The 22,452-nt window shown below is 71.9% G+C and carries 17 protein-coding genes and 2 pseudogenes; 9 read left to right on the top strand and 10 right to left on the bottom strand.

All coding sequences use genetic code 11. The features are described 5' to 3' along the window. Window positions 1-25: 25 nt before the first annotated feature. Together ACFZDK_RS18240 and ACFZDK_RS18235 are read right to left on the bottom strand one after the other, a co-directional pair. Window positions 26-691 carry a nitroreductase family protein gene (locus tag ACFZDK_RS18240; protein ID WP_390973594.1) on the bottom strand — a complete coding sequence of 222 codons (666 nt, stop codon included), beginning with the start codon at window positions 689-691 and terminating at the stop codon, window positions 26-28. A gap of 67 nt (window positions 692-758) precedes the next feature. After that, window positions 759-1,391, bottom strand: a complete 633-nt coding sequence (locus ACFZDK_RS18235) for a TetR family transcriptional regulator (RefSeq protein WP_390973592.1) — start codon at window positions 1,389-1,391, stop codon at window positions 759-761. Window positions 1,392-1,473: 82 nt separating this feature from the next. Here ACFZDK_RS18235 and ACFZDK_RS18230 point away from each other — a divergent pair, with 82 nt between their 5' ends. Genes ACFZDK_RS18230 through ACFZDK_RS18215 form a run of 4 tightly spaced genes read left to right on the top strand, consistent with a single transcriptional unit; the run spans window position 1,474 to window position 5,511 of the window. Then, on the top strand, window positions 1,474-2,271 hold the full coding sequence (locus ACFZDK_RS18230; RefSeq protein ID WP_390973590.1) for a TIM barrel protein: 798 nt from the start codon (window positions 1,474-1,476) through the stop codon (window positions 2,269-2,271). Then, a complete protein-coding gene (locus ACFZDK_RS18225) occupies window positions 2,271-3,389 on the top strand; it encodes a Gfo/Idh/MocA family oxidoreductase (RefSeq protein ID WP_390973588.1) in 1,119 nt (372 codons plus the stop codon). Before ACFZDK_RS18230 ends, ACFZDK_RS18225 begins: the two co-directional genes overlap by 1 nt. Continuing rightward, window positions 3,386-4,501, top strand: a complete 1,116-nt coding sequence (locus tag ACFZDK_RS18220; protein WP_390973587.1) for a Gfo/Idh/MocA family oxidoreductase — start codon at window positions 3,386-3,388, stop codon at window positions 4,499-4,501. Before ACFZDK_RS18225 ends, ACFZDK_RS18220 begins: the two co-directional genes overlap by 4 nt. Then, a complete protein-coding gene (locus tag ACFZDK_RS18215; protein WP_390973586.1) occupies window positions 4,498-5,511 on the top strand; it encodes a TIM barrel protein in 1,014 nt (337 codons plus the stop codon). Before ACFZDK_RS18220 ends, ACFZDK_RS18215 begins: the two co-directional genes overlap by 4 nt. Window positions 5,512-5,567: 56 nt before the next feature. On the opposite strand, the gene ACFZDK_RS18210 is transcribed toward ACFZDK_RS18215, so the two are convergent. The 4 genes and pseudogenes from ACFZDK_RS18210 to ACFZDK_RS18195 form a co-directional block, all read right to left on the bottom strand. Further along, window positions 5,568-7,199, bottom strand: coding sequence for a phosphodiester glycosidase family protein (locus ACFZDK_RS18210; protein WP_390973584.1), 1,632 nt, complete (start codon window positions 7,197-7,199; stop codon window positions 5,568-5,570). 353 nt (window positions 7,200-7,552) lie between these two features. Next, a complete protein-coding gene (locus tag ACFZDK_RS18205) occupies window positions 7,553-8,242 on the bottom strand; it encodes a DJ-1/PfpI family protein (RefSeq protein ID WP_390973582.1) in 690 nt (229 codons plus the stop codon). A gap of 124 nt (window positions 8,243-8,366) precedes the next feature. Beyond that, on the bottom strand, window positions 8,367-10,220 hold the full coding sequence (locus ACFZDK_RS18200) for an arabinofuranosidase catalytic domain-containing protein (protein ID WP_390973580.1): 1,854 nt from the start codon (window positions 10,218-10,220) through the stop codon (window positions 8,367-8,369). Window positions 10,221-10,435: 215 nt separating this feature from the next. Beyond that, window positions 10,436-10,582, bottom strand: a pseudogene (locus tag ACFZDK_RS18195) (heme-binding protein); the annotation flags it as partial. 3 nt (window positions 10,583-10,585) lie between these two features. On the opposite strand from ACFZDK_RS18195, the pseudogene ACFZDK_RS18190 reads away from it, so the two are divergent. Further along, window positions 10,586-10,654 (top strand): annotated as a pseudogene (locus ACFZDK_RS18190) (DNA-binding response regulator); the annotation flags it as partial. A gap of 27 nt (window positions 10,655-10,681) precedes the next feature. Here ACFZDK_RS18190 and ACFZDK_RS18185 read toward each other — a convergent pair. Together ACFZDK_RS18185 and ACFZDK_RS18180 are read right to left on the bottom strand one after the other, a co-directional pair. Next, complete coding sequence (locus tag ACFZDK_RS18185) at window positions 10,682-12,271, bottom strand: protein kinase (protein WP_390973578.1); 1,590 nt, start codon at window positions 12,269-12,271, stop codon at window positions 10,682-10,684. Window positions 12,272-12,476: 205 nt separating this feature from the next. Further along, window positions 12,477-13,934, bottom strand: a complete 1,458-nt coding sequence (locus tag ACFZDK_RS18180) for a catalase (protein ID WP_390973577.1) — start codon at window positions 13,932-13,934, stop codon at window positions 12,477-12,479. Window positions 13,935-14,307: 373 nt separating this feature from the next. Here ACFZDK_RS18180 and ACFZDK_RS18175 point away from each other — a divergent pair, with 373 nt between their 5' ends. Then, complete coding sequence (locus ACFZDK_RS18175) at window positions 14,308-14,517, top strand: hypothetical protein (RefSeq protein WP_390973575.1); 210 nt, start codon at window positions 14,308-14,310, stop codon at window positions 14,515-14,517. 78 nt (window positions 14,518-14,595) lie between these two features. Here the strand turns inward: ACFZDK_RS18175 and ACFZDK_RS18170 are convergent, their stop codons facing one another. Together ACFZDK_RS18170 and ACFZDK_RS18165 are read right to left on the bottom strand one after the other, a co-directional pair. Continuing rightward, entirely contained in the window at window positions 14,596-16,215 is a 1,620-nt protein-coding gene (locus tag ACFZDK_RS18170; protein ID WP_390973573.1) for a cation acetate symporter, read from the bottom strand. Further along, window positions 16,212-16,631, bottom strand: a complete 420-nt coding sequence (locus ACFZDK_RS18165) for a DUF485 domain-containing protein (RefSeq protein ID WP_390973571.1) — start codon at window positions 16,629-16,631, stop codon at window positions 16,212-16,214. Before ACFZDK_RS18165 ends, ACFZDK_RS18170 begins: the two co-directional genes overlap by 4 nt. 447 nt (window positions 16,632-17,078) lie before the next feature. Between ACFZDK_RS18165 and ACFZDK_RS18160 the strand changes: the two genes are divergently transcribed. The 3 genes from ACFZDK_RS18160 (at window position 17,079) to ACFZDK_RS18150 (ending at window position 22,447) form a co-directional block, all read left to right on the top strand. Next, entirely contained in the window at window positions 17,079-17,585 is a 507-nt protein-coding gene (locus tag ACFZDK_RS18160) for a DUF1203 domain-containing protein (RefSeq protein WP_390973570.1), read from the top strand. 104 nt (window positions 17,586-17,689) lie between these two features. Next, entirely contained in the window at window positions 17,690-17,905 is a 216-nt protein-coding gene (locus ACFZDK_RS18155; protein WP_266705471.1) for a DUF4177 domain-containing protein, read from the top strand. A 300-nt stretch (window positions 17,906-18,205) separates the two neighbouring features. Then, window positions 18,206-22,447 carry a discoidin domain-containing protein gene (locus ACFZDK_RS18150; protein WP_390973568.1) on the top strand — a complete coding sequence of 1,414 codons (4,242 nt, stop codon included), beginning with the start codon at window positions 18,206-18,208 and terminating at the stop codon, window positions 22,445-22,447. The last annotated feature ends 5 nt before the right edge of the window (window positions 22,448-22,452 follow it).

Raw genomic sequence — 22,452 nt, 5'->3', positions numbered from 1 at the left:
CGAACCGAAGCTCACCGGCCCCGGGTCACATCCCGATGAACCGCACCGTCTCCGCCAGGTCCGCCCGTCCGGTGCGCACCGGTGGCACGCCCTGCCGCTCGAAGCCCACCGCGACACCGCAGAGCAGCACGAGTCCGTCGGCGGCCCCGACCAGCCGGCCGACGGTCTCGCGGTACATCGTCCACATCACCTGGGGGCAGCTGTGCAGCCCTTCGGCCCGCAGCAGCAGCATGACCGTCTGCAGGTACATCCCGGCGTCCGCCCACTGCCCGGGGCCCATGGTCCGGTCGAGGTAGCAGAACAGCACGACGGGTGCCCCGAACGCCTCCGAGTTGAGGGCGGCGATCTTCAAGGGCCGGTCCGGGTCGTGGCGTTCGATGCCCAGCGCCGCGTACCGCTGGGCCGCCGCCTCCGCGAAACGGTCCCGGTACGGCGGGCCCAGCTCGGCCGGGTACATCGGGTACTCCCGCTCGTCGCCCGGGTCGCCCGCCCGGGCCCTGGCCGTCGCCCGTCGCTTCAGTTCGGCCAGGGGCTCGCCGGTCACCACGTACACCCGCCAGGGCTGGAGGTTGCCGCTCGACGGCGCCCGGGCCGCCGCGGCCAGCACCCGATCGAGCACCTCGCGGTCCACCGGCTCGTCACTGAACGCCCGCACGGCCCGGCGGCTGTCCACGGCTTCGTACACATCCACGACGGCTCGTCCTCTCGGAGCTGGTCGATGGGGCGGGAGGCTGAGGGAGTTCGAACGGGCGGGACGGCTAGGGGAGTTCGACGCGGATGAGCCTGCGCAGCATGGTGCGCAGATGGGCCGGCATGTCGATGGCGTCCGGGCTGAGCAGCCACTGGATCTGCAGGCCGTCGATGAACGCGATGAGGTCCGCCGCCAGCCCCGACGCTTCCACGCCGGGGCGCAGGAGATCACGTCGGGTCAGGTCGTCGACGGCCACCTGCATCTCCCGGCGGGTGCGTTCGTAGCGGGCGACGAAGTACGGGCGCGCCGGGTGGTCCGCCGCGGTGGCCTCGCTCGACAGCACGGCGAAGAGGCTCACGATCAGCGGGTGGGCCTGGTTGTGCGCGAGGAGCCGGACCATGCTCGCGAAGTAGGCGAGGCCGTCGTGGGCGACCGCACCCGACTGGAAGAAGTCCACGCCGTCCTGCCGGTCACGTTCCTCCAGGACCGCCTCCAGCAGCGACTCCTTCGTCGGGAAGTGGTGCAGCAGCCCCGCGCGCGAGACACCGCAGGCGGCGGCGAGCTGGACCATGCTCGCGTTGCGGTAGCCGACCTGTCCGAACGCGGTGAACGCGGCCTCGATGATCTGGGCGCGCCGGCGCTCCCCCTTGGGGTAGTTCCGTGGGGCCGTCCCCGGCCGCGCCGCCGTCTCCCTTGCCATGAACGAGATGCTAACCACCTCTAGAAACCAGCACCCCTGTCGGTATTCTGTTGTCGGCCGTCCGCCACGAGAGGAGTTCCTCATGTCGACACCACAGCTGTCGGTTCAGCTCTACTCCGTACGCCAGGCTCTGCAGGCCGATGAAGCCGCGACCCTCGGCCGCCTGGCCGCCCTGGGACTGAGCAACGTCGAGGTCTTCGGCTTCGTGGACCGCGCCGACGAACTCGCCGACGCCCTTGCCGCCCAGGGCCTGTCCGCACGGACCGGACACGCCGGTTTCCTGTCGCCCGACGGGGCATCGCCGGACGCCCTCGACGACACCTTCCGGGCCGCCCGCCGCCTGGGCCTGGAGATCCTCTTCGACCCGTTCGTCCCCGCGTCCCGGTGGGCCGACGAGAAGGAGATCACCCGCACCGCCACCCTCCTGAACGAGGCCGCCGAGCGCGCCGCCGACCACGGGCTCCGGGTGGGTTACCACAACCACTCGCAGGAGTTCGTGCACACCGTCGCCGGGGTCAACGCCTTCGACCACTTCGCCGACCTCCTGAACCCGGAGGTCGCCCTGGAGATCGACCTGTTCTGGGCCTCCGCGGGCGGCAACGACGTCGTCTCCCTGCTGCACCGCCTCGGTTCACGGGTGCGCGCCCTGCACGTGAAGGACGGCCCCGTCATCGACGACCCGTTCACCTCGGGCGCCCCCTTCGACCCGGCCGACACCGGCCAGGTCCCGGCGGGCCGCGGCCGGATTCCGCTGGACGCCTCGCTGGACGCGGCCCCGCACGCCGAGTACGCCATCCTCGAGTTCGACCACTACGACGGCGACATCTTCGAGGGCATCGCGGCCGGCGTCGCCTACCTCCACGGGAAGGGCATCGCCTGATGGCGGCACGGAACCCGGTCGGTGTGGGCCTCATCGGCGCCGGCAACATCAGCGACCAGTACCTCACCCACCTCACCGCCTTCCCCGACCTGCGCGTGGCCGTCGTGGGCGACCTCGACACCGGGCGCGCAGAGACCCAGGCCCGCAAGTACGGTGTCGAGCAGTGGGGTACCGCCGGGGACGTCCTCGCCCACCCGGACGTGGACATCGTCGTCAACCTGACCGTCCCCGCCGTCCACGCGGAGGTCAGCTCGGCGATCGTCGCGGCGGGCAAGCACGTCTGGTCCGAGAAGCCCATCGCCGTCGACCGCGCCGACGCACGCGCCCTGCTCGACCGGGCGGCCGAGTCGGGCCTGCGGGTGGGCGTCGCCCCCGACACGATCCTCGGCCCCGGCCTGCAGACGGCCCGGCGGGCCATCGCGCGCGGCGACATCGGCACCCCGCTGTCCGCGCAGACCGTGATGCAGTACGCGGGACCCGACCTCTGGCACCCGAACCCCGAGTTCCTGTTCGCCGAGGGCGCCGGGCCCCTCTTCGACATGGGGCCCTACTACCTCACCGCCCTGGTCTGCCTGTTCGGGCCGGTCGACCGGGTCGCCGCGCTCGGCTCGACCGCCCGCAAGGTGCGCACGGTACGGAGCGGTGAACGCGCCGGCACCGAGTTCACCGTGGCGGTGCCCACCCATGTCTCCGCGCTCACCCGGTTCGAGGGCGGCGGGGTCGGCCAGAGTGTGTTCAGCTTCGACTCCCCGCTCACCCGCACCGGGTTCGTCGAGGTCACCGGCACCGAGGGCACCCTGGTCCTGCCCGACCCCAACACCTTCGCCGGCGACGTCCGGATCACGCGGGTGCAGCAGCGGGACCGGGACCCGGAGTGGGAGACCGTCCCGCGCGTCGGCATCGAGGCCGGCCGCGGGCTCGGCGTCCTCGACATGGCCCGGGCGATCCGCGGCGGACACCCCCACATCGCCACCGGCGACCTCGGCTACCACGTCCTGGACACCATGACATGCATCGACGAGGCTGTCGTCTCCGGCGAGACCGTGCCCGTCGCCAGCACCGCACCCGTGCCCCCGCTGGTCCCCGAGGACCGCGACCCCTACGGAGCCACCCTGTGAACCACCCGGTGAACGCACCCCTGCGCGCCGGATTCATCGGCGGCGGCTTCATGGCGGCCGTGCACACCCGCGCGAGCCGGGCCGCGCGCGGTCGGCCGACCGCCCTCGCGAGCTCGACGCCCGAACGCGGCGAGGAGGCCGCCCGGAGCCTCGGCGTCGAACGCGCCGAGCCGGACGCCCACAGCCTCGCCACGGCCGGCGACCTCGACGTCGTGCACGTGTGCAGCCCCAACCGCCTGCACACCGAACACGCGTCGGCGGCGCTGGCCGCCGGCGCCCACGTCATCTGCGAGAAACCCCTCGCGACCACGGCGGCGGACGCCGAACGCCTGGTCCGGGCCGCGCGGGAGGCCGGAAGGGTGGCGGCGGTCCCCTTCGTCTACCGCTACCACCCGATGGCACGGCAGGCCCGCTTCCTCGTGGCCGACGGACAGCTCGGCACGGTCCTCACCCTGGACGCCGCCTACCTCCAGGACTGGCTCCTGGACCCCGGCGACACCAACTGGCGTGCCGACCCGGCGGCCGGCGGTGCTTCCCGCGCGTTCGCCGACATCGGCTCCCACCTCTGCGACCTCGTCGAGTTCGTCTCCGGACAGCGCATCCACCGCCTCGCCGCCCGCACCCGGACCGTCTTCGGCCGGCGCGCCGGCACCGAGGTGACCAACGAGGACACCGCCGCCCTGCTCGTGGAGCTCGGCAACGGGGCGCTCGGCACCCTGCTCGTCAGCCAGCTCGCCCCCGGCCGCAAGAACAGCCTCACCTTCGAACTCCACGGCACCCGGCAGAGCGTGCGCTTCGAACAGGAACGCCCCGAGGAACTCTGGATCGGCGGGCGCGAAGGGTCGCGGCTGCTCCTGCGCGACCCCACCGCCGCCGCCCCCGACTCCGCCCGGATGTCCGTCCTGCCGCCCGGCCACGCCCTGGGCTACCAGGACGCCTTCACCGCGTTCGTCACCGACGTCTACAGCGCCGTACAGGGCGGACACCCCGAAGGGATGCCGACCTTCGCCGACGGACTGCGCGCCGCGCGGCTCACCGAGGCCGTCCTGGCCTCCGCCGCGCAGGACGGCACCTGGATCGAGACCCCACCCGAGACGGAGGACCCCGCATGACCGCAGCCACCCACCCCGTCACCCTGTTCACCGGACAGTGGGCCGACCTGCCCTTCGAGGAGGTCGCCCGCCTCGCCGCGCAGTGGGGCTACGACGGCCTGGAGATCGCCGCCTCGGGAGACCACCTCGACCTTCAGCGCGCCGACGAGGACGACGCCTACGCGGCATCCCGCCTGGAGATCCTCGACCGGCACGGCCTCACGGTCCACGCCATCTCCAACCACCTGGCCGGACAGGCCGTCTGCGACGCCCCCATCGACTTCCGGCACCAGGCGATCCTGCGCCCGTACGTCTGGGGCGACGGCGACCCGGAGGGCGTCCGGCAGCGCGCCGCCGAGGACATGAAGCGCGCCGCGCGCGTGGCCCGCAAACTCGGCGTCGACACGGTGGTCGGCTTCACGGGCTCCTCCATCTGGCCCTACGTCGCCATGTTCCCGCCGGTACCGGCGTCCGTCATCGAGGCGGGCTACGAGGACTTCGCCACCCGCTGGAACCCGATCCTCGACGTGTTCGACGCCGAGGGCGTGCGCTTCGCCCACGAGGTCCACCCCGGAGAGATCGCCTACGACTACTGGACCAGCGTCCGCACCCTGGAGGCGATCGGCCACCGGGAGGCCTTCGGCTTCAACTGGGACCCCAGCCACATGATGTGGCAGAACATCGACCCGGTCGGGTTCATCACCGACTTCAAGAACCGCATCTACCACGTCGACTGCAAGGACACCCGGCTGCGCCCCCGCAACGGCCGCGCCGGCGTGCTCGGTTCGCACCAGCCGTGGGGCGATCCGCGCCGCGGCTGGGACTTCGTCTCCACCGGCCACGGCGACGTCCCCTGGGAGGACGCCTTCCGCGCCCTGGAGTCCATCGGCTACGCCGGTCCCATCTCCATCGAGTGGGAGGACGCCGGCATGGACCGCCTGCACGGCGCCGCCGAGGCCATCACCTTCGTACGATCGCTGCTGTGGCCCCTCCCGAAGGCGTCCTTCGACGCCGCGTTCAGCAACCAGTAGCCGGGTGACCCGGCAGGAGCGCCCCGCCCGTACCGCGCTGGGCGGGGCGCTCCGGGTCAGTCCTTCCGGACGTCCGGCAGGACCTGGACCGTGTCCCCGACGGCGCGCTCGCCGGTCGCGTCCGACGTGGTGTTGACGAGGGTGCCGTGGACCGCCATCGCGGTGGAGCCGCCGCCGTCGAGGTTCAGCGCCTGCACGGCGCCCAGGGAACGCATGAACGCGGCGGCCTCGGCAAGCGTGAAGCCCTCGCTGACGCCGGGCTGCCGGCCGTCGACCGTGACCAGGAGCAGCCGGCCGCGGCGGTCGACACCGGCCAGGGTGCGCGGCTGGCGCACATTGGACCAGGCGAAGCCGAAGGACAGGTCGAGCGGGTCGAGCGTGCCCTCGGTGGCCGCGTCGATGTGCACCCGGCCGTCCTCGACCAGGGTGGGCGCCGCGCTGACGACACTGTCGTCGGGACCCAGCCGCACCTGCCGCCCCGAGGAGTCCCGGACGACCTCGCGGACCGTCAGCCGATGTCCCGGCTCGGCGTGCTCGGTCAGCCAGGCGGCGGCCGCACCGGTGCCCTGGAGCACCGAGCCCCCGGCGGGCACCGAACCGCCCCGGTCGCCGAGCGAGACCACGACACCGTGCCCGTCCAAGACCACCTGCACCCCGGCTCCCGTCGGCAGCGGAGCCCCGAACGCGTCGGTGAACCTCACGAGATCGTCCGCGAGGGTGCAGGTGACGTCCTGCCGGGGGAGTGCTGTGGGCACGGCGCCGGGACGGCCGCAGTTGCGCACCTTGCCCGGGACCCGGTTGATGCCCTCCACCGCGTGCACGGCGGCACCGGAGCGCACGGTGACCGTGCTCGACAGGTCCGCGACCCGCACCCGTCGGCCACCGTCCTCGAGGATCAGCGCGGCGCGCGAGCCGGCCGCCATGGACCGCAACTCCCCGTGCACCACGGACAGTCCGGCCGAGGTGCCCTGGACGCCGTCCGCGTCGGAGGTGATGAAGAAACCGCCGTTGACGCCCACCAGGGAGCCCAGCCGGGCGGCCACCGTCGACGTCTTCTCACGGTCGGCGGCGTCACCGCCGTCGCTCACCTCGACCGTGCCCGCCGGCCGGGCCGGATCGACCACGGCGACGTGGACGCGCTCCGCGTCGGCGGACTGCCGCCCGTCGTAGCCCGACCACTCCACGGCCGTACGGAAACCCGCCGCCGACACCGCGGAGTTGAGCGTGCCCGCCTCGGCCTGCGTGGCATACCGTCCGACCCTGACCTGCCATCCCATGGTGCCGTGCGGGGTGTCGGCGTACCGGTCCCACATCACCTCTTCCAGGCGCGGGGCGAACCCGGCGGCCCGCAGCCGTTCGGCGGTGGCGTCGGCCCAGTCGCGGTCACCGAGCGGGGCCCAGGTGGCGGCACCGGTGAGACGGTTGACGGCCGGGGCCTGGACGGTGACCGTCCACACACCGGCCGCCCGCGGGTCGTCGAGCACCCCGGTGCGGACCTGGACACCGGGCGCCACGTCCCGGGTGGTCCAGGAGTACGTGCCGGCCGCCGGTGCGGTGACCTCCGTACTCGCGGCGGCCGGCGGGACGAACGCGATCAGGGCCAGAGCGGTCCCCAGCGCGAACCCCTGTCCGACTCGGCGTCGTCCACCGCGCGCTCCGCGCCCCTGCGTCCCGGCTGTGACAGACATACCTCTCCTGACCTACGACTCCCGCGGTGCCACCCGGCACACCCGCACCGCGCCCGCACATCCCAGTGCGGTGCGAAGGCGTTCACGTGAAGAGCGGGCACCCGCCGGAGGAAAACCTCGCCGACATCCGCGCCCGCCGCCCCTAGGAGGACGACGCGAGGGCGCGGCGCCGGCCGGTGACCTTCGAGGCGGGCAGGCGCCCGGCCTGCTTCCAGGTGAGCCGGCCGTCGTCGAGGAGTACGTCGTCGAGCGCGACCTCCTCTCCCGCGCCGCGCGCGGTACCGACGTGCCTTCGGCGGACATGGTGTGTGGTCTTTCCTCACTGTGCGGTGCGGGGAAAAAAGAGACGGGGCTCAGAATTGGGCGGGCCGTGGGCCCGTGTTCCGCCAGACGGTGCCGCGACGCTCATGGGCGAACAGCTCTTCGACGGCGTGTGCGACCTGCGGGCCGACCTCGCGTTCCAGCAGGTACAGGCCCAGGTCGAGCCCGGAGGTCACACCGGCGCCGGTGACGAGGTCGCCGTCGTCGACCACCCGGGCGCGTACGGCGTGCGCTCCGGTGGCGTCGAGGAGGTCCAGGCCCATGTGGTGCGTGGTGGCATGGCGTCCCTCCAGCAGACCGGCCATCGCCAGCACGACCGAGCCGCCGCAGACGGCGGTGAGGAGCACGTCGGGGTTGGCCGCAGCGGCCTTGAGCAGCGCGGGCAGTTCGGTGCCCAGGGTGCGGCCCAGCAGTTCGGGGACGGTCGAGTCCGGCCCCGACTCCGTTGCCCCGGCCTCGTGGTCGGGCACCTCGGCGGGATCGCCGATACGGCCCGCCGCGCCCGGGACCAGGACCAGTCCGGCGCGGTCCGGGTCGAGCCGCGCGGTGGTCCGCAGCGCGAGCCCGCCGACACCGCCGACCACGTCACGGGACCCCTCGGCCGAGACGAGTTCGACGGTCACCGCACCTTCGGTGGCGGCCCCGCCGGCGGACAGCACTTCGTAGGGAGCGATCACATCGAGCGGATCGAAGCCCTCGAACAGGACGATCTGGGCGTGCATGACGGGTCCTTCGGCCGGCGGAACACCCGGCCGCTGCCGGGCACGCACCGAACGTAACCAGCGGCCGTGCCACCTCCCAGTGGCATGAGTGACACCCTTCGACGGAAAAGCGCCAGGCCCACGCTCAGCTCAGACCGAACTTCTGCGCGTCGGCGCCGTTGCAGTCCCAGATCTGCAGGCGGGTGCCGTTGGCGGTGGCGCCGCTGGGGGAGTCGAGGCAGCGTCCTGACTGGGGGTTGAGGAGGGAGCCGTCGGCTTGCTGGACCCATTTCTGGCCGCCGACGCCGTTGCAGTCCCACAGCTCCACCTTGGTGCCGTTCGCCGTGCCGTTGCCCACGATGTCCAGGCAACGTCCCAGCGTCGACAGCGAGTTGTCGGACCGGTGGTACCAGTGCTGGTCGATCGCGTACGACTGGCACCCCCACAGCTGTACGGCGGCGCCGTTGGTGCCGGTGTCGTCGGCGGCGACGTCCACGCAGGTGCCGCCCGGCCCCTTGACCGGCCCGCCCCCGTTCACCGAGAACTTCTGCGCGATGGCGCCGTTGCAGTCCCAGATCTGCAGGCGGGTGCCGTTGGCGGTGGCGCCGCTGGGGGAGTCGAGGCAGCGTCCTGACTGGGGGTTGAGGAGGGAGCCGTCGGCCTGTTGGACCCATTTCTGGCCGCCGACGCCGTTGCAGTCCCACAGCTCCAGCTTGGCGCCGCCCGCCGTGCCGTTGTTCTCGATGTCGAGGCATCGGCCGAGGGTGGACAGCGAACCGTCCGGGTTGTGGGTCCAGTGCTGGTCCTCGGCGTACGTCTGGCAGTCCCACAGCTGTACGGCGGCGCCGTTGGTGCCGGTGTCGTCGGCGGCGACGTCCACGCACGTGCCGCCCGGCCCGGTGATCGTGCCCTGCGGACCGTTGGGCACATCGGTCTCGCCGCTGTAGCCGACGGAGACGACGTTCGCCTGGACGGCGTTCTCGGCGGCGTCGGTGGGATAGCCGGAGACCATGACGCCCTCGAAGAAGGTGCCCCGGTTCCAGTTGCTGTTGTCGCCGCCGATGCCCAGGATGATGCCGCCCTCCTGCTGCATGGGCTGATAGCCGCCCCGGGTGGGCAGTGCCCCGTCCCACCAGGTGCTCAGCCCGCCCGACTGGGAGTTGCCGCCCTTGAGCGCGTACCTGGTCTGCCCGTTGTTCTTCAGGACGGCGGTGACGAAGGTGCTGCTGTTGCCCAGGTTGGCCGTGTTGGAGCCGTTGTCGCCCTGGAACATGCCGTTCTCCAGGTCGGCCTCCACCCAGGGGCCGTTGCCGGTGCAGGGTGCGAAGTAGCAGGTGGTGGCGATCGAGACGGCGTCCATGTGCCCGTTGCCGGTGTCGGCCGGGGTGCGCTCGGCGTTGCCGTAGTCGAAGCAGCAGGCGGACCCGACATGGGTGCCGCTGGCCACCATGTAGGCGCCCTCGGGCCGGCCGTTGACGGCGACCCCGGAGGCGACCCCGGTGTAGCGGTAGCCGACACCCGGCGAGATCCACAGCCCGTACACCTTGTGCCCGCCCGCGCCGACGGCGATCTCGGAGGCGTCGGCACCCCGGTCGTCGCCCATGCCGGCGGTGCCGGCCGGGCCGGGGGTGAGGTCGTTGTGGCGGCCGCTCTGGTCGTAGATCCTCGTCACCCGGCAGCCGCCGCTGTTCGCGCAGAACGCGTCCTGGGCCGCCGCGTTCGCGTACCCGCCCTGCGTCAGCGTCCCGATGTCGGCGGTCGCGCCGTCCGAGACACGGGTCACCTGGTAGAGCGGGCCGTCGTAGGAGGCGAGCAGGGCACGGGTGACGCTGTGCGCGGCCACGCAGGGGGTGCCGGCCGCCGCGTAGATGTCGCACGGCAGCGAGCCCGCGGCCTGTGAGGCGGCCGGGAACCCGAGCAGCAGACCGAACGCGAGACCGAGGGCGGCCAGTACGGCGACCACCCGCGGCCTCCGTGTCCGTGAGGTTGGCAGGCGCATGACATTCCGGACGGACGGGGATCCACGCATGGCACGTCCCTTCGAAGCTGGAGTGGGGGAGGCCGCGCCGACGGCGCGGCGACACAGCTCTTCGACCGGCTCGGCCCGGAACCTACGCACACTGTTCGACCGGGTCAATATTTGTTTCCTCTTTGGTTCAGACCAGGCTTGAAAGTGTGCGCGGGTGTCGGGGCGTGGGGGATCCCGCGGATCCGTCAGCGGCGTGCGAGCGCGTCCGCGCCCGCCTGCGCGAACCGCTCGTCCTGGGCTCCGGACGGCGCGCCGGCGACCCCGATGCCGGCGACCGGCGCGTTCCGCGCGTCGACCGGGACGCCGCCCGCCAGGAACAGGGTGCCGGGGATGACGACAAGCTCGGCGTCGACACCCGCGCCGGCGCGGTGGCGGTCGCCAAGGAGCGGCGCCTGCTGCGGTGAGGGCCGACCCGGGGCTGTGACCGCCCGTCAGGTGACGCGGTGCAGGCGGGACGGCGATCCGGCCGTCTGGCTGCCCTCGTCCCCGAGCGCCAGGGTGTCCGCCCCGTCCTTGGTGAGGGTGTAGAGGTTGCCCGGCCTGCACACGACACCCACCGAGGGATCCGTGGGGGTGCTGGTGACCGCCTGGAACACCATCGTCGTCGCGTGCGTCTCCTGCAGACGCAGGGTCTCGGTGCAGCCGATGTCGTCGCCGCCGCCCGCCTCGGTCACATGGCTGACCTGACGGCCCACCAGACCGCCCCGCTTCGCCGCGTGCAGCTTGAGCGTCACCGACACGCCCGTCGTCCGGGCCGTGAACACCCCGTCGCCCGCGGTGGAGCCGGGACCGGAACCCTGCCAGGTCCCCACCCAGGAGGCCGGCAGCGTGTCGGCGGCGGTCGAGCCGGACGACGAGGACGACGAGGACGGGGTCGGTGACGGGGCCTTGCCGCGCGCGCCCTGTCCGTCGCCGGCCCACCCCGACCAGGTCGCCGCGGCGACGACCGCGACCACGGCCAGCACGCCCGCGCCCACGAGCGCCGTCCGGATCCGTGCCGACCCGCTCCCGGCAGCGGAAGGGAGGGCAGGAGGGACGGTCTCCGGAGGACCGTACGCCGTCGGCGGCGGGCCGAATCCCGGCGGTGCGGGCGGAACCGGCGGCGCCGTGACGGCGGTCGGCGTCTCCAGCAGCGCCCGCAGTTCGGTCTCGCGTGCGGCGAGATCCCCGGCCAGACCAGGCGGCGGGACCGCGGCCCACTCCTCGGCGCCCGGTCCGAGCCGTTCCAGCAACTCCTGCGCCGTGGGGCGGGATTGCGGTGCCTTGTGGAGACAGTCCGTCAGCACCGGCACCAGCGACGGCGGTACGTCGTCGAGCCGGGGTTCCTCGTGGACGATCCGGTAGAGCAGCTGCGCCGCCGACGGCTCCTCCCCGCGGCGCAGGAAGGGCCCCTGCCCGGTGGCCGCGTACACCAGCACCGCCGCGAGCGCGAAGACGTCGCCGGGCTCCGCCGCGGCCCCGCCCGTGATCTGCTCGGGAGCCATGTACCCGGGCGAGCCGATGACACCGCCGGTGCGGGTGTGGCGGGTGTCGTCGGCGGCCCGGGCGATGCCGAAGTCGATGAGCAGCGGATGACGGCGGGCGAGCAGCACGTTGGACGGCTTCACGTCCCGGTGCGCGAGACCCGCCCGGTGCACGGCCCGGAGCCCCTCGGCGAGCTCCGCCCCCAGGGCCCGGACGGCCGCCTCGGGCAGCGGACCGTGCCGATGCACCCGGTCGGCCAGAGTGGGCGCCGCGACGTACTCCGTGGCCAGCCACTGCGGCCGCTGCCCAGGCGCGCTGTAGTCGACCACCGAGACCGTCCACGGCGAACGCACCTGGTCGCTGCTGGCGATCTCGCGCGCGAACCGCTCCTCGAAGCCGGGATCCAGGCCGAACTCGCTCCGTACCGTCTTGAGCGCCAGCGGGCGACCGGAGGACGTGCGGGAGAGGAAGACCTGCCCCATGCCGCCCTCCCCGAGCCGCGCCAGCAGCGGGTAACCGCCGACGGCGGGCGGATCCGAGGGATCCAGACTTCTCATCAACGTCTCCGGGCGGTGAGCGCGTCGCAACCGGGCGGGCCGCCACCTGCGTGCGGAGCCCCCCTTGGCATCCGCGTGGACATGACCTGCGGTGAGGTATTCATATCAGTTGGCGTGGTTCGGCTGTGCCCGGGCTGTGGCACCACACGGCCCGGCCCCGCCGTTCGCATGCGACGGCGGGGCCGGGTGACGCGGGGGCGGCCTGCTAGCCCGTCTTCGCGCGTACGCCGTCGGCGATGCGCTTGCCGGTCGTCTCGTCGATGTTCGACCAGTAGGCGAAGGCGCGCTCCAGGACGGGTTCGGTGACGCCGTCGAGGAGATGGCCGACGACGTTGTCGACCAGCCGGTCGCGGGCGGCGTCGTCCAGCACCTCCCGCACCAGGGTGCCGGGCTGTCCCCAGTCGTCGTCCTCGGGATGGGAGACATAGGCGGCGCGGGTGATCTCGCCGTCCGCGGCCCAGCTGGGCGCCGGGCCGAAGCTCGCGGGGTCGGCGGCGGGACCGCCCTTGGAGTTGGGGGCGTACACCGGATCGCTGGTCTTCCGGTAGGCCATCGCGCCGTCCTTCGAGTACGTGTGGACGTCGACGACGGGTGCGTTCACCGGGAGCTGCTGGTAGTTGGCGCCGATCCGGTGCCGGTGGGCGTCCGCGTAGGAGAACAGCCGGGCCAGCAGCATCCGGTCGGGGCTGGGCCCGATGCCGGGCACGAAGTTGTTGGGCTGGAACGCCGCCTGTTCGATCTCCGCGTGGTTGTCGGTCGGATTGCGGTCCAGGGTCATCCGGCCGACCGGGACGAGCGGATAGTCGCCGTGCGGCCACACCTTGGTGAGGTCGAACGGGTTGAAGCGGTAGCCCGCGGCCTCCGCGTACGGCATGAGCTGCACGTACAGGGTCCAGCTGGGGAACTGGCCGTCACGGATGTGCTCGAACAGATCACGCATGTGGTAGTCCGTGTCGACGGCGGCCATCTGGTCGGCCTCGTGCTGGGTGAGGAACTCGATGCCCTGGTCGGTCTTGAAGTGGTACTTCACCCAGAACCGTTCGCCCTTGGCGTTGATCCACATGTAGGTGTGGGAGGTGTAGCCGTTCATGTGGCGCCAGGTCCGGGGGATGCCGCGGTCGCCCATCAGCCAGGTGACCTGGTGCGCGGACTCCGGGGAGAGCGTCCAGAAGTCCCACTGCATGTCGTGGTCGCGCAGGTTGCTGTCCGCGCGGCGCTTCTGGGACCGGATGAAGTGCTGGAACTTCATCGGGTCCTTCACGAAGAACACCGGCGTGTTGTTGCCGACCATGTCGTAGTTGCCCTGGCCGGTGTAGAACTTCACCGCGAAGCCGCGCGGGTCGCGCCAGGTGTCGGGGCTGCCGCGCTCACCGGCGACCGTCGAGAAGCGGATCACCAGGTCGGTGCGGGTGCCGGGCTGGAAGAGGCCGGCCATGGTGTACGCGCTGACGTCGTCGGTCACCTCGAAGTGGCCGAACGCGCCGCTTCCCTTGGCGTGCGGCTGGCGCTCGGGGATGCGTTCCCGGTTGAACTGCGCCATCTGCTCGATCAGATAGGCGTCCTGGAGCAGGATCGGCCCTCCGGGCCCCACGGTCAGCGAGTGCTCGTCGCTCTCGACGGGGGCACCGGAGTCGGTGGTGGTGGGGGGTGGTTTCTGCGTCATGGCTCTGCCTTTCTCCGCACAGGGCAGTGGGGGAGCCGGTCCTCGCGGCGTCCGGGGACCGGCGGGTGCACCCGTGGCCTCGCCGCGGGACGGCGCCGTACCGGTGTGCTCGCGTCCGTCGCCTGCGGAGCCCTCCGGCTCCGGCTGAACGGGTGACCCTGCGGGTCCGAGGCAAACACCGCGCGCCCGGTGACTCGGGCCGGCGCGGCCCGGCCGGGCTCTCTCCGGCATCCAGCGTGGTCCCAGCGGGCCGGGGCCGCCACTCGGGGCACGGCTCGGCGGCGGGCCCCCGCCGCACCCCGGCGGTCCGGGACCGGGACACCGAAAGGCTCCGGCATCGTGTCCCGGGCCGCGGACGGTCGTTCCTGAGGGCGTGAAGAGGATCATCACTGCCGCCGCGCTCGCCCTGACGGGCGTGGCTCTCGCCGCCCCTGCCCACGCCGCGGACGGACCGGCCCCCGGTCACACCCGTGACCTCGCCACCAAGGTCGCGGGCGCACTGCCCAAAGCCGCGGTGGCGGGTCTGAACGCGGCCGCCACGTCCATGGCCGGCGGCCTGGAGGACCGGCCCGCGGCCAAGTAGGGTCCGGCCGTCCGCTCAGGCCCGGGGAAGGTCCGTCCAGGCGGCCTTCCCCGGGCCTGAGCGCGCTCCGGTCGGTGACTACCGGGGCGAACGGTGTGGCGGCGGCGGGCCGGTGAGCAGGTGGTGCTCGTGGGACTCGTAGCGGCTGCGTTCGCGGGCGCCGGCCCGGCTGCCGGACAGCACGGTGGTGAGCCAGCCGGCGAGGAAGCCCGCGGGCACCGAGACGAGCGCGGGCGTGTTGTAGGGGAACCAGGCGAAGTCGGCGTCCGGGAAGGCCGACAGCGGCGTCCCGGAGACCAGGGTGGTGCCGGGGGTCAGGGCGAGCACGCTGAGGGTGCCCACGACGAGGGTGGCCAGGAGCGCCCTGCGCGTGTAGCGGCGCCAGAAGAGCGTGTAGAGAAGCGCGGGGGCGATGGCGGAGGCGCCGAGCGTGAAGGAGACCGTGGCCAGGGGCTGCAGGCTGCGGTGCTGGGCGAGTACGGCGAGGAGGACGGTGGGGACGCCCACGGCCAGGGCGCTGAACCGGGCCAGGGCGAGTTCCCTGGCGGGTGCCGGGGGAGTGGCGCGGGACGCCGTCAGGTCGTGGGCGAGGGTGTTGGCGCAGGCGAGCGTCATGCTGGCGACGGAGGCCAGCAGGGTGAGGAAGACGGCGGTGGTGACGGTGGCGAAGAGCAGGCTCTCCGGCCGGGACAGATCGGATCCGAACGCGGCGCGGGCGCCCAGGAGGTAGGCGGTCGTGCCGTGCGCGTCGGCCGCGGTGATGCGGTCATGGCCGACGAGCGCGGCGGCGCCGACGCAGATCACCGTGAGCATCAGGATGAACAGGGTCACCGAGGAGACCGCCCAGGACATCGCCCGGCGCACCTGTCGCGGCGTGCCCGCCGTGTACATCCGCATGGTGACGTGCGGCAGACAGGCGCCGCCGAGCACGATGGCGCACTGGGTGCTGGCCATGTCCAGCGCGGGATGCGGACTGCCGCTGTACTGCAGGCCCCAGGTCAGATAGGCGGGCCCCGCGCCGCTGTGCCGGGCCGCCACGTGGAAGAGGGCCTGGGGCTGCCAGTCGAAGAGGCGCAGGATCAGCACGCTCACCACCAGCCCGGAGCCGAGCAGCGCCACCGTCTTGATGATCTGGACCAGCGCCGTGCCGGGCATCCCGCCCAGCGCCGCGTAACTGATCATGAGAACGCCCGCTCCGGCCACGCACCCGTTCTTCATGCCGGCGTCGGTGAACCCGAGGACGTACGCCAGGAGTTCACCGACCCCGGCGAGCTGTACGACCATCATCGGGACGAGCGCGGCGAGGGTGACCAGGCACGCCGTGACGCGTACGGACCGGGCCGGGTGACGGCGGGAGAGCGCGTCGCCCATCGTGTAACGGCCGGTGTTGTGGAGGGGTTCGGCCAGCAGGAACATCAGCAACAGCAGGGACAGCAGGGCACTCAGCGCCAGGACGATGCCGTCGTAGCCGCACAGCGCGATGATCCCCCCGATGGTGAGCACGGTCGCCGCGGAGATGTAGTCACCGGCGACGGCGAGCCCGTTGCGCAACGGCGACAGGGACCGGTATCCGGTGTAGAACTCGGGGAGGTCGTCCGCCTCCGGGCCGGTGAGCACGCACAGCAGCAGGGTGAGGGCGACGACCGAACAGAACACGACGAGGGACCAGGACTGGGCGGAACCGCCGAACCCGGTCATGGCGCCTGCTCCCGGTCCGCGACGGCCACCCGCGTCAGGCGGCGGGCGCGGCGGGCCAGGGGGTCCACGAAGCGGTGCGCGGCGGCCTCGTAGAGGAGGACCGCCAGCCAGGTGACGGGGATCTGCACGAGGGCCAGCACCAGCCCGGTGGGCAGGCCGCCGGGGCCGGGGCGGGCCATCAGGGAAGGCGCCTTGACGGTCAGGGTGAGGAAGGCGGCGAAGTAGCCGAGCGCGGTGACGGTCGCCACGCGCCGCTGCCAGCGGTACGCGCGCCGCAGCAGGCGCAGGGTGCGGTGGGCGCCGGAGCGGGGGGTCGGCGGCTGGGCGCCGGACGGCTCCCGTTCGGTCGACCAGGTGGGGGACGGGCGGTCGTACGGCGGCCGTCCCGAGGGTAACTCGGGGGGATCGTAGGACATTTCGGCGACTCCTCGTAGGGGACCGGGCCCGGCTGTGGCGGACCGCGTGCGGGGAGGGCGGTTCGGGTGACCGCACACCGTGCGGTCGGAAGAGCGTGCGAAGCCGGTTGCGCCGGTCGTCCGGGACGCCGTCTGGTGCGTCGCGATCGTGTGAGCAGGGCGCCATGGTCTCCGGCGGGGGCGTGGTCCGCCAGAGGGGTGGCCGGAGTCGGCGGGAGCGGTCCGTCGGGTGCGGAGCTGACCGTGGGATCTCTGCCCAGGAGGTGCTGAAGCATTCGGGGAGTGCGAGGTGGCGTGAATGCTTCGGAAAGTGCGCCGTCGCACACCTCGTGAGCCTCAGGGCACGCACCGGTGTGTGCCGGACCCTCCGCTGAGGATCCCCGGGCGCGCAGGACGGCGTCCGGTTCCCGCCGGTGTCCCGGCCCGGCCCGCGCCACGCTGGACGCCATGACCACCACCACCTTCCCTCCCCTCCCCATCCCGTCCGTGGCACTGAAGGAACTCCGGGGCCGCGACGACGCCGGCCGTCCGCCGCGCCCGTACACGGACGACGAGGGCGGCGCGCCCCTGCGCTGCTGCCTGCGGTCCAGCACGGTGGGAGAGCGCATCGCCCTGGTCTCCTACGCCCCGCTGCGCCGCTGGGCCGCCCAGGCCGGCGCCGATCCCGGGGCCTACGACGAACAGGGGCCGGTCTTCGTGCACGCCGAGGAGTGCGGCGGCCCGGCCGGCGACAACTCCGGTTACCCATGGGCCCGTCCCGGCGCGCTGCGCGTGCTGCGCCGCTATGACGACCGGGGGCACATCACGGGCGGCCGCATGCTGCTCCTTCCCGACGACGCCCACGCGGCTTTCGAACACGCCCTGGCCGAGGCCTTCCACGACCCCGGCACGGCCCAGGTGCACGTGCGCGCCGTCGAGTTCGGCTGCTACCACTTCCGCGTCGACCGCCCCTGACGGAGAAAAGGGCGGCCACCTGTGCGCGGCGGAACCCGGGGATGATTGTCTGGCCCTGGCCAATCCACCCCGATCCGGCTCGGCCGGCAGGAGGACCCGCAGTCATGAGCAGCGCTTACACCTACGAGTACAAGGTCGTCAGCTTCCGGGAGTCGCTGATCGGCGACGCCCTGGACAGCGACAAACTGGAGAAGGTCCTCAACAAGCATGCCGAGGACGGCTGGGCCCTCAAGGCCATCACGTCCGCCGACGTCAAGGGCCGCATAGGTCCCGGAGCCGTCGAGGGTCTGCTGCTCACCTTCGAGCGCCCGCGCGGCTGACCAGAGCACTTCGAACGCCCCCCGACCCGCAAGGGTTCGGGGGGCGTTCGTCGTTTCCCCGGGATCTGGAGTGTCGACTGCTGACGCGGAGGTGCGCAAGGAGTTGCGTGATCAGCGTTTACCAGCGCGCTAGTGGTGAAAATTGTGCAGTTCTGCCGGTAGACGGGTCCATATTGCTCTGCAATATTTCGATGAAACAACGCAAGATTCTGCGCACCGCATCTTTCTGCACCACTCCGCCAGGAACGAGCCGCCCTCGCCGCCTCCCGGCGCGCGAGCCTCCGCAGGAAGTGACCCCGCATGACTCGACACAAGCCGAGATCCTGGAGACGGCGCGCCGCCACCGCCGCGCTCGCCTCCGCCGTCATGGTTCTGGGCCTGCCGGCCGTCGGCGCCCACGCGGCGACCAAGGCGGGCAGCGACCGAGGCGCCCACGCGGCAGCCAACGTCACCGACGGTGACACCGACACCTACTGGCAGGCCGGAAAGAAGTCGGCCCAGTGGGTCCAGACCGACCTCGGGCGGACCAAGCGGGTCCGCGAGGTCGTGCTGCGCCTGCCCGAGCACTGGCAGACCCGCAAGCAGACGCTGGCACTGCAGGGCAGCGAGGACGGAAAGAGTTTCGCCACCCTCAAGTCGTCGGCGCGGTACGTCTTCGGCCCGGGCAACGACAACACGGTGAAGGTCACCTTCCCCGCGACCCTCGCCCGGTACGTACGCGCCGACTTCACCGCCAACTCGGTGGCAGGCACCGCCCAGCTCGCCGAGCTGCAGGTCCTCACGAGCGCCGCCCCGACCCCCAACCTCGCCCTCGGCAAGACCTTCAGCGAGAGCGGCCACGCCGACGTCTACGGCGCGGCCAACGCCGGCGACGGCAACCGCAACACCTACTGGGAGAGCGCCAACAACGCCTTTCCGCAGTGGCTCAAGGTCGACCTCGGCTCGTCCGTCCAGGTGAACCAGGTGACGCTGCGGCTGCCCAGCGGCTGGCCGAGCCGCAGCCAGACCTTGAAGGTCCAGGGCTCGACCGACAACCAGAACTTCACCGACCTCACGGCCTCGAAGGCGTACACCTTCGACAGCTCCAACGACCAGTCGACGACGATCTCCTTCGACACGACCACCACGCGGTACGTACGCGTGTACTTCACCGCCAACAGCGGCTGGCCCGCGGGCCAGGCGTCCGAGCTGGAGGTCTACGGACCGGCGACCGGCGACACCCAGGCCCCCACCGCGCCGGCCAACCTGAGCTACACCGAGCCGGCCACCGGGCAGATCAAGCTGACCTGGAACGCGGCCACCGACGACACGGCCGTGACCGGCTACGACGTCTACGCCAACGGCCAGCTGCGGGCGAGCGTCGCCGGGAACGTCCTGACCTACACCGACACCCAGCCGGCCGGCAGCGACATCACCTACTACGTGCGCGCCAAGGACGCCGCGGGCAACGTCTCCGCCAACAGCAACAGCGTCACCCGCAAGGGGGCGAGCGGCGACACCCAGGCGCCCACCGCGCCCGGCAACCTCGCCTTCACGCAGTCCGGCAGTGACGTGAAGCTCACCTGGCAGGCGTCCAGCGACAACGTCCAGGTCACCGGCTACGACGTCTACGCCAACGACCAACTGGTGAAGACCGTGGCGGGCGACGTGACGACGTACACCGACACCCCGTCGGCGACGGACACGGTCACCTACTACGTGAAGGCGAAGGACGCGGCCGGGAACGTCTCGGTGGCGTCCAACAGTGTCACCCGGCCCGGCTCCGGAACCGGATCCGACCTCGCCCAGGGCAAGCCCATCGAGGCCTCCTCGTACACCTTCACCTATGTCGCCGCGAACGCCAACGACGGGCAGATCGGCACCTATTGGGAGAGCGGGGGCGGCGCCTACCCGGCCACCCTCACCACCAAGCTGGGTGCCAACGCCGACCTCAGCCAGGTCGTCGTCAAGCTCAACCCGGACCCGGCCTGGTCCACCCGCACCCAGAACATCCAGGTGCTCGGCCGCGACCAGGACGCGACGTCCTTCACCAGCCTCGTCGCGGCGAAGGACTACACGTTCGACCCGGCCACCGGCAACACCGTGACCATCCCGGTCTCCGGCGCCGCCGCCGACATCCAGCTCAAGTTCGCCTCCAACACCGGCGCCCCGGGCGGGCAGGTCGCCGAGTTGCGGGTGATCGGCGCCCCGGCCGCCAACCCGGACCTCAAGGTCACCGGCATCACCCACTCACCCGCCGCCCCCGTCGAGTCGGACGCCATCAGCCTCACCGCGACCGTCACCAACAGCGGCAGCAAGGCGTCCCAGGCCACCGACCTGAACTTCACGCTCGGCGGCACCAAGGCCGCCACGGCCGACGTCCCGGCCCTCGCGGCCGGCGCCTCGGCGACGGTCAGCGCGAGCATCGGCACCCGGGACGCGGGCAGTTACCCGGTCGGCGCCGAGGTCGACCCGTCCAACAAGGTCATCGAGCAGAACGAGGGCAACAACACCTTCACCCGCTCCGACGCCCTCGTCGTCAAGCCCGTCTCCAGCTCCGATCTGGTCGCGGCCCCGGTCGCCTGGACGCCCTCCAGCGCCTCGGCCGGTGACCCGGTCGCGTTCACGGTCGCCCTGAAGAACCAGGGAACGGTCGACTCGGCCTCCGGCGCCCACGGCGTCACGCTGACGGTCCAGGACGCGGGCGGCGCCACCGTCAAGACGCTCTCGGGCTCCTACAACGGCACCATCGCAGCCGGCCAGACGACCGCACCGATCAGCCTCGGCTCGTGGACGGCCGGCAACGGCAAGTACACCGTCACGACGGTCATCGCCGACGACACCAACGAACTGCCGGTCAAGCGCACCAACAACACCAGCACACAGAACCTGTTCGTCGGACGCGGCGCCGACATGCCGTACGACATGTACGAGGCCGAGGACGGCACGGTCGGCGGCGGCGCCAAGGTCGTCGGCCCCAACCGCACCATCGGCGACATCGCCGGCGAGGCGAGCGGCCGCAAGGCGGTCACCCTCAACGCGACCGGCCAGTACGTCGAGTGGACCACCCGCGCGGCCACCAACACCCTGGTGACCCGCTTCTCCATCCCGGACGGCACCGACTCGACCCTGAACGTCTACGTGGACGGCCAGTTCCTCAAGGCCATCGACCTCACCTCGAAGTACGCCTGGCTCTACGGCAACGAGACCGCGCCCGGCAACTCGCCCAGCTCCGGCGCCCAGCGCCACATCTACGACGAGGCGAACCTGCTGCTCGGCAGGACCGTCCCGGCCGGCTCCAAGATCCGCCTCCAGAAGGACGCGGCCAACACCTCCACCTACGCCGTCGACTTCGTCAACACCGAACAGGCGACGGCGATCCCCAACCCCGACCCGGCCGCCTACACCGTCCCGGCCGGCTTCACCCAGCAGGACGTCCAGAACGCCCTCGACAAGGTCCGCATGGACACCACGGGCAAGCTCGTCGGCGTCTACCTGCCCACCGGCGACTACGAGACCTCCAGCAAGTTCCAGGTCTACGGCAAGGCGGTCAAGGTCGTCGGAGCGGGCCCGTGGTTCACCCGCTTCCACGCCCCCTCCTCGCAGGAGAACACCGACATCGGCTTCCGCGCCGAGTCCACCGCCAACGGCTCGACGTTCGCCGGCTTCGCCTACTTCGGCAACTACACCTCCCGGATCGACGGCCCGGGCAAGGTCTTCGACTTCTCCAACGTCTCCCACATCACCATCGACAACATCTGGGCCGAGCACATGGTGTGCCTCTACTGGGGCGCCAACACCGACAACATGACCATCTCGAACTCGCGCATCCGGGACACGTTCGCCGACGGCATCAACATGACGAACGGCTCCACGGACAACCACGTGGTCAACAACGACGCCCGCGCCACGGGCGACGACAGCTTCGCGCTCTTCTCGGCCATCGACGCCGGCGGCGCCGACGAGAAGAACAACCTCTACGAGAACCTGACGTCCACCCTCACCTGGCGCGCGGCCGGTATCGCCGTCTACGGCGGCTACGACAACACCTTCCGCAACATCCGCGTCGCCGACACCCTCGTCTACTCCGGCATCACGATCTCCTCGCTGGACTTCGGCTACCCGATGAACGGCTTCGGCACCGATCCCACGACGATCGAGAACGTCTCCCTGGACCGGACCGGCGGCCACTTCTGGGACTCCCAGGTCTTCCCCGCCATCTGGGCCTTCTCCGCCTCCAAGGTCTTCCAGGGGATCCGGGTCAACGACGTCGACATCGACGACTCCACCTACGGGGGCGTCATGTTCCAGACCAACTACGTCGGCGGCCAGCCGCAGTTCCCGGTGAAGGACACGATCTTCACCGACATCTCCATCACCCATTCCAAGAAGAGCGGAGACACCTTCGACGCCAAGTCCGGCTTCGGCATCTGGGCCAACGAGCTGCCGGAACCCGGTCAGGGCCCCGCCGTCGGCGAGGCCACCTTCCGCAACCTGCGGATGAGCGGCAACGCCCAGGACATCCGCAACACGACCAGCACCTTCAAGATCAACATCGAGTAGCCGCC

The sequence above is a fragment of the Streptomyces sp. NPDC007901 genome, assembly GCF_042959465.1.
Lineage (GTDB): Bacteria > Actinomycetota > Actinomycetes > Streptomycetales > Streptomycetaceae > Streptomyces.
This window is presented reverse-complemented; position numbering and strand designations above follow the sequence as displayed.

What these genes read in the sequence shown, in the direction of transcription:
- ACFZDK_RS18235 (WP_390973592.1), bottom strand. Translation starts at nt 1,391, where the DNA reads ATGGCAAGGGAGACGGCGGCGCGGCCGGGGACGGCCCCACGGAACTAC.
- ACFZDK_RS18230 (WP_390973590.1), top strand. Translation starts at nt 1,474, where the DNA reads ATGTCGACACCACAGCTGTCGGTTCAGCTCTACTCCGTACGCCAGGCT.
- ACFZDK_RS18225 (WP_390973588.1), top strand. Translation starts at nt 2,271, where the DNA reads ATGGCGGCACGGAACCCGGTCGGTGTGGGCCTCATCGGCGCCGGCAAC.
- ACFZDK_RS18215 (WP_390973586.1), top strand. Translation starts at nt 4,498, where the DNA reads ATGACCGCAGCCACCCACCCCGTCACCCTGTTCACCGGACAGTGGGCC.
- ACFZDK_RS18210 (WP_390973584.1), bottom strand. Translation starts at nt 7,199, where the DNA reads ATGTCTGTCACAGCCGGGACGCAGGGGCGCGGAGCGCGCGGTGGACGA.
- ACFZDK_RS18205 (WP_390973582.1), bottom strand. Translation starts at nt 8,242, where the DNA reads ATGCACGCCCAGATCGTCCTGTTCGAGGGCTTCGATCCGCTCGATGTG.
- ACFZDK_RS18200 (WP_390973580.1), bottom strand. Translation starts at nt 10,220, where the DNA reads ATGCGCCTGCCAACCTCACGGACACGGAGGCCGCGGGTGGTCGCCGTA.
- ACFZDK_RS18185 (WP_390973578.1), bottom strand. Translation starts at nt 12,271, where the DNA reads ATGAGAAGTCTGGATCCCTCGGATCCGCCCGCCGTCGGCGGTTACCCG.
- ACFZDK_RS18180 (WP_390973577.1), bottom strand. Translation starts at nt 13,934, where the DNA reads ATGACGCAGAAACCACCCCCCACCACCACCGACTCCGGTGCCCCCGTC.
- ACFZDK_RS18170 (WP_390973573.1), bottom strand. Translation starts at nt 16,215, where the DNA reads ATGACCGGGTTCGGCGGTTCCGCCCAGTCCTGGTCCCTCGTCGTGTTC.
- ACFZDK_RS18165 (WP_390973571.1), bottom strand. Translation starts at nt 16,631, where the DNA reads ATGTCCTACGATCCCCCCGAGTTACCCTCGGGACGGCCGCCGTACGAC.
- ACFZDK_RS18160 (WP_390973570.1), top strand. Translation starts at nt 17,079, where the DNA reads ATGACCACCACCACCTTCCCTCCCCTCCCCATCCCGTCCGTGGCACTG.
- ACFZDK_RS18155 (WP_266705471.1), top strand. Translation starts at nt 17,690, where the DNA reads ATGAGCAGCGCTTACACCTACGAGTACAAGGTCGTCAGCTTCCGGGAG.
- ACFZDK_RS18150 (WP_390973568.1), top strand. Translation starts at nt 18,206, where the DNA reads ATGACTCGACACAAGCCGAGATCCTGGAGACGGCGCGCCGCCACCGCC.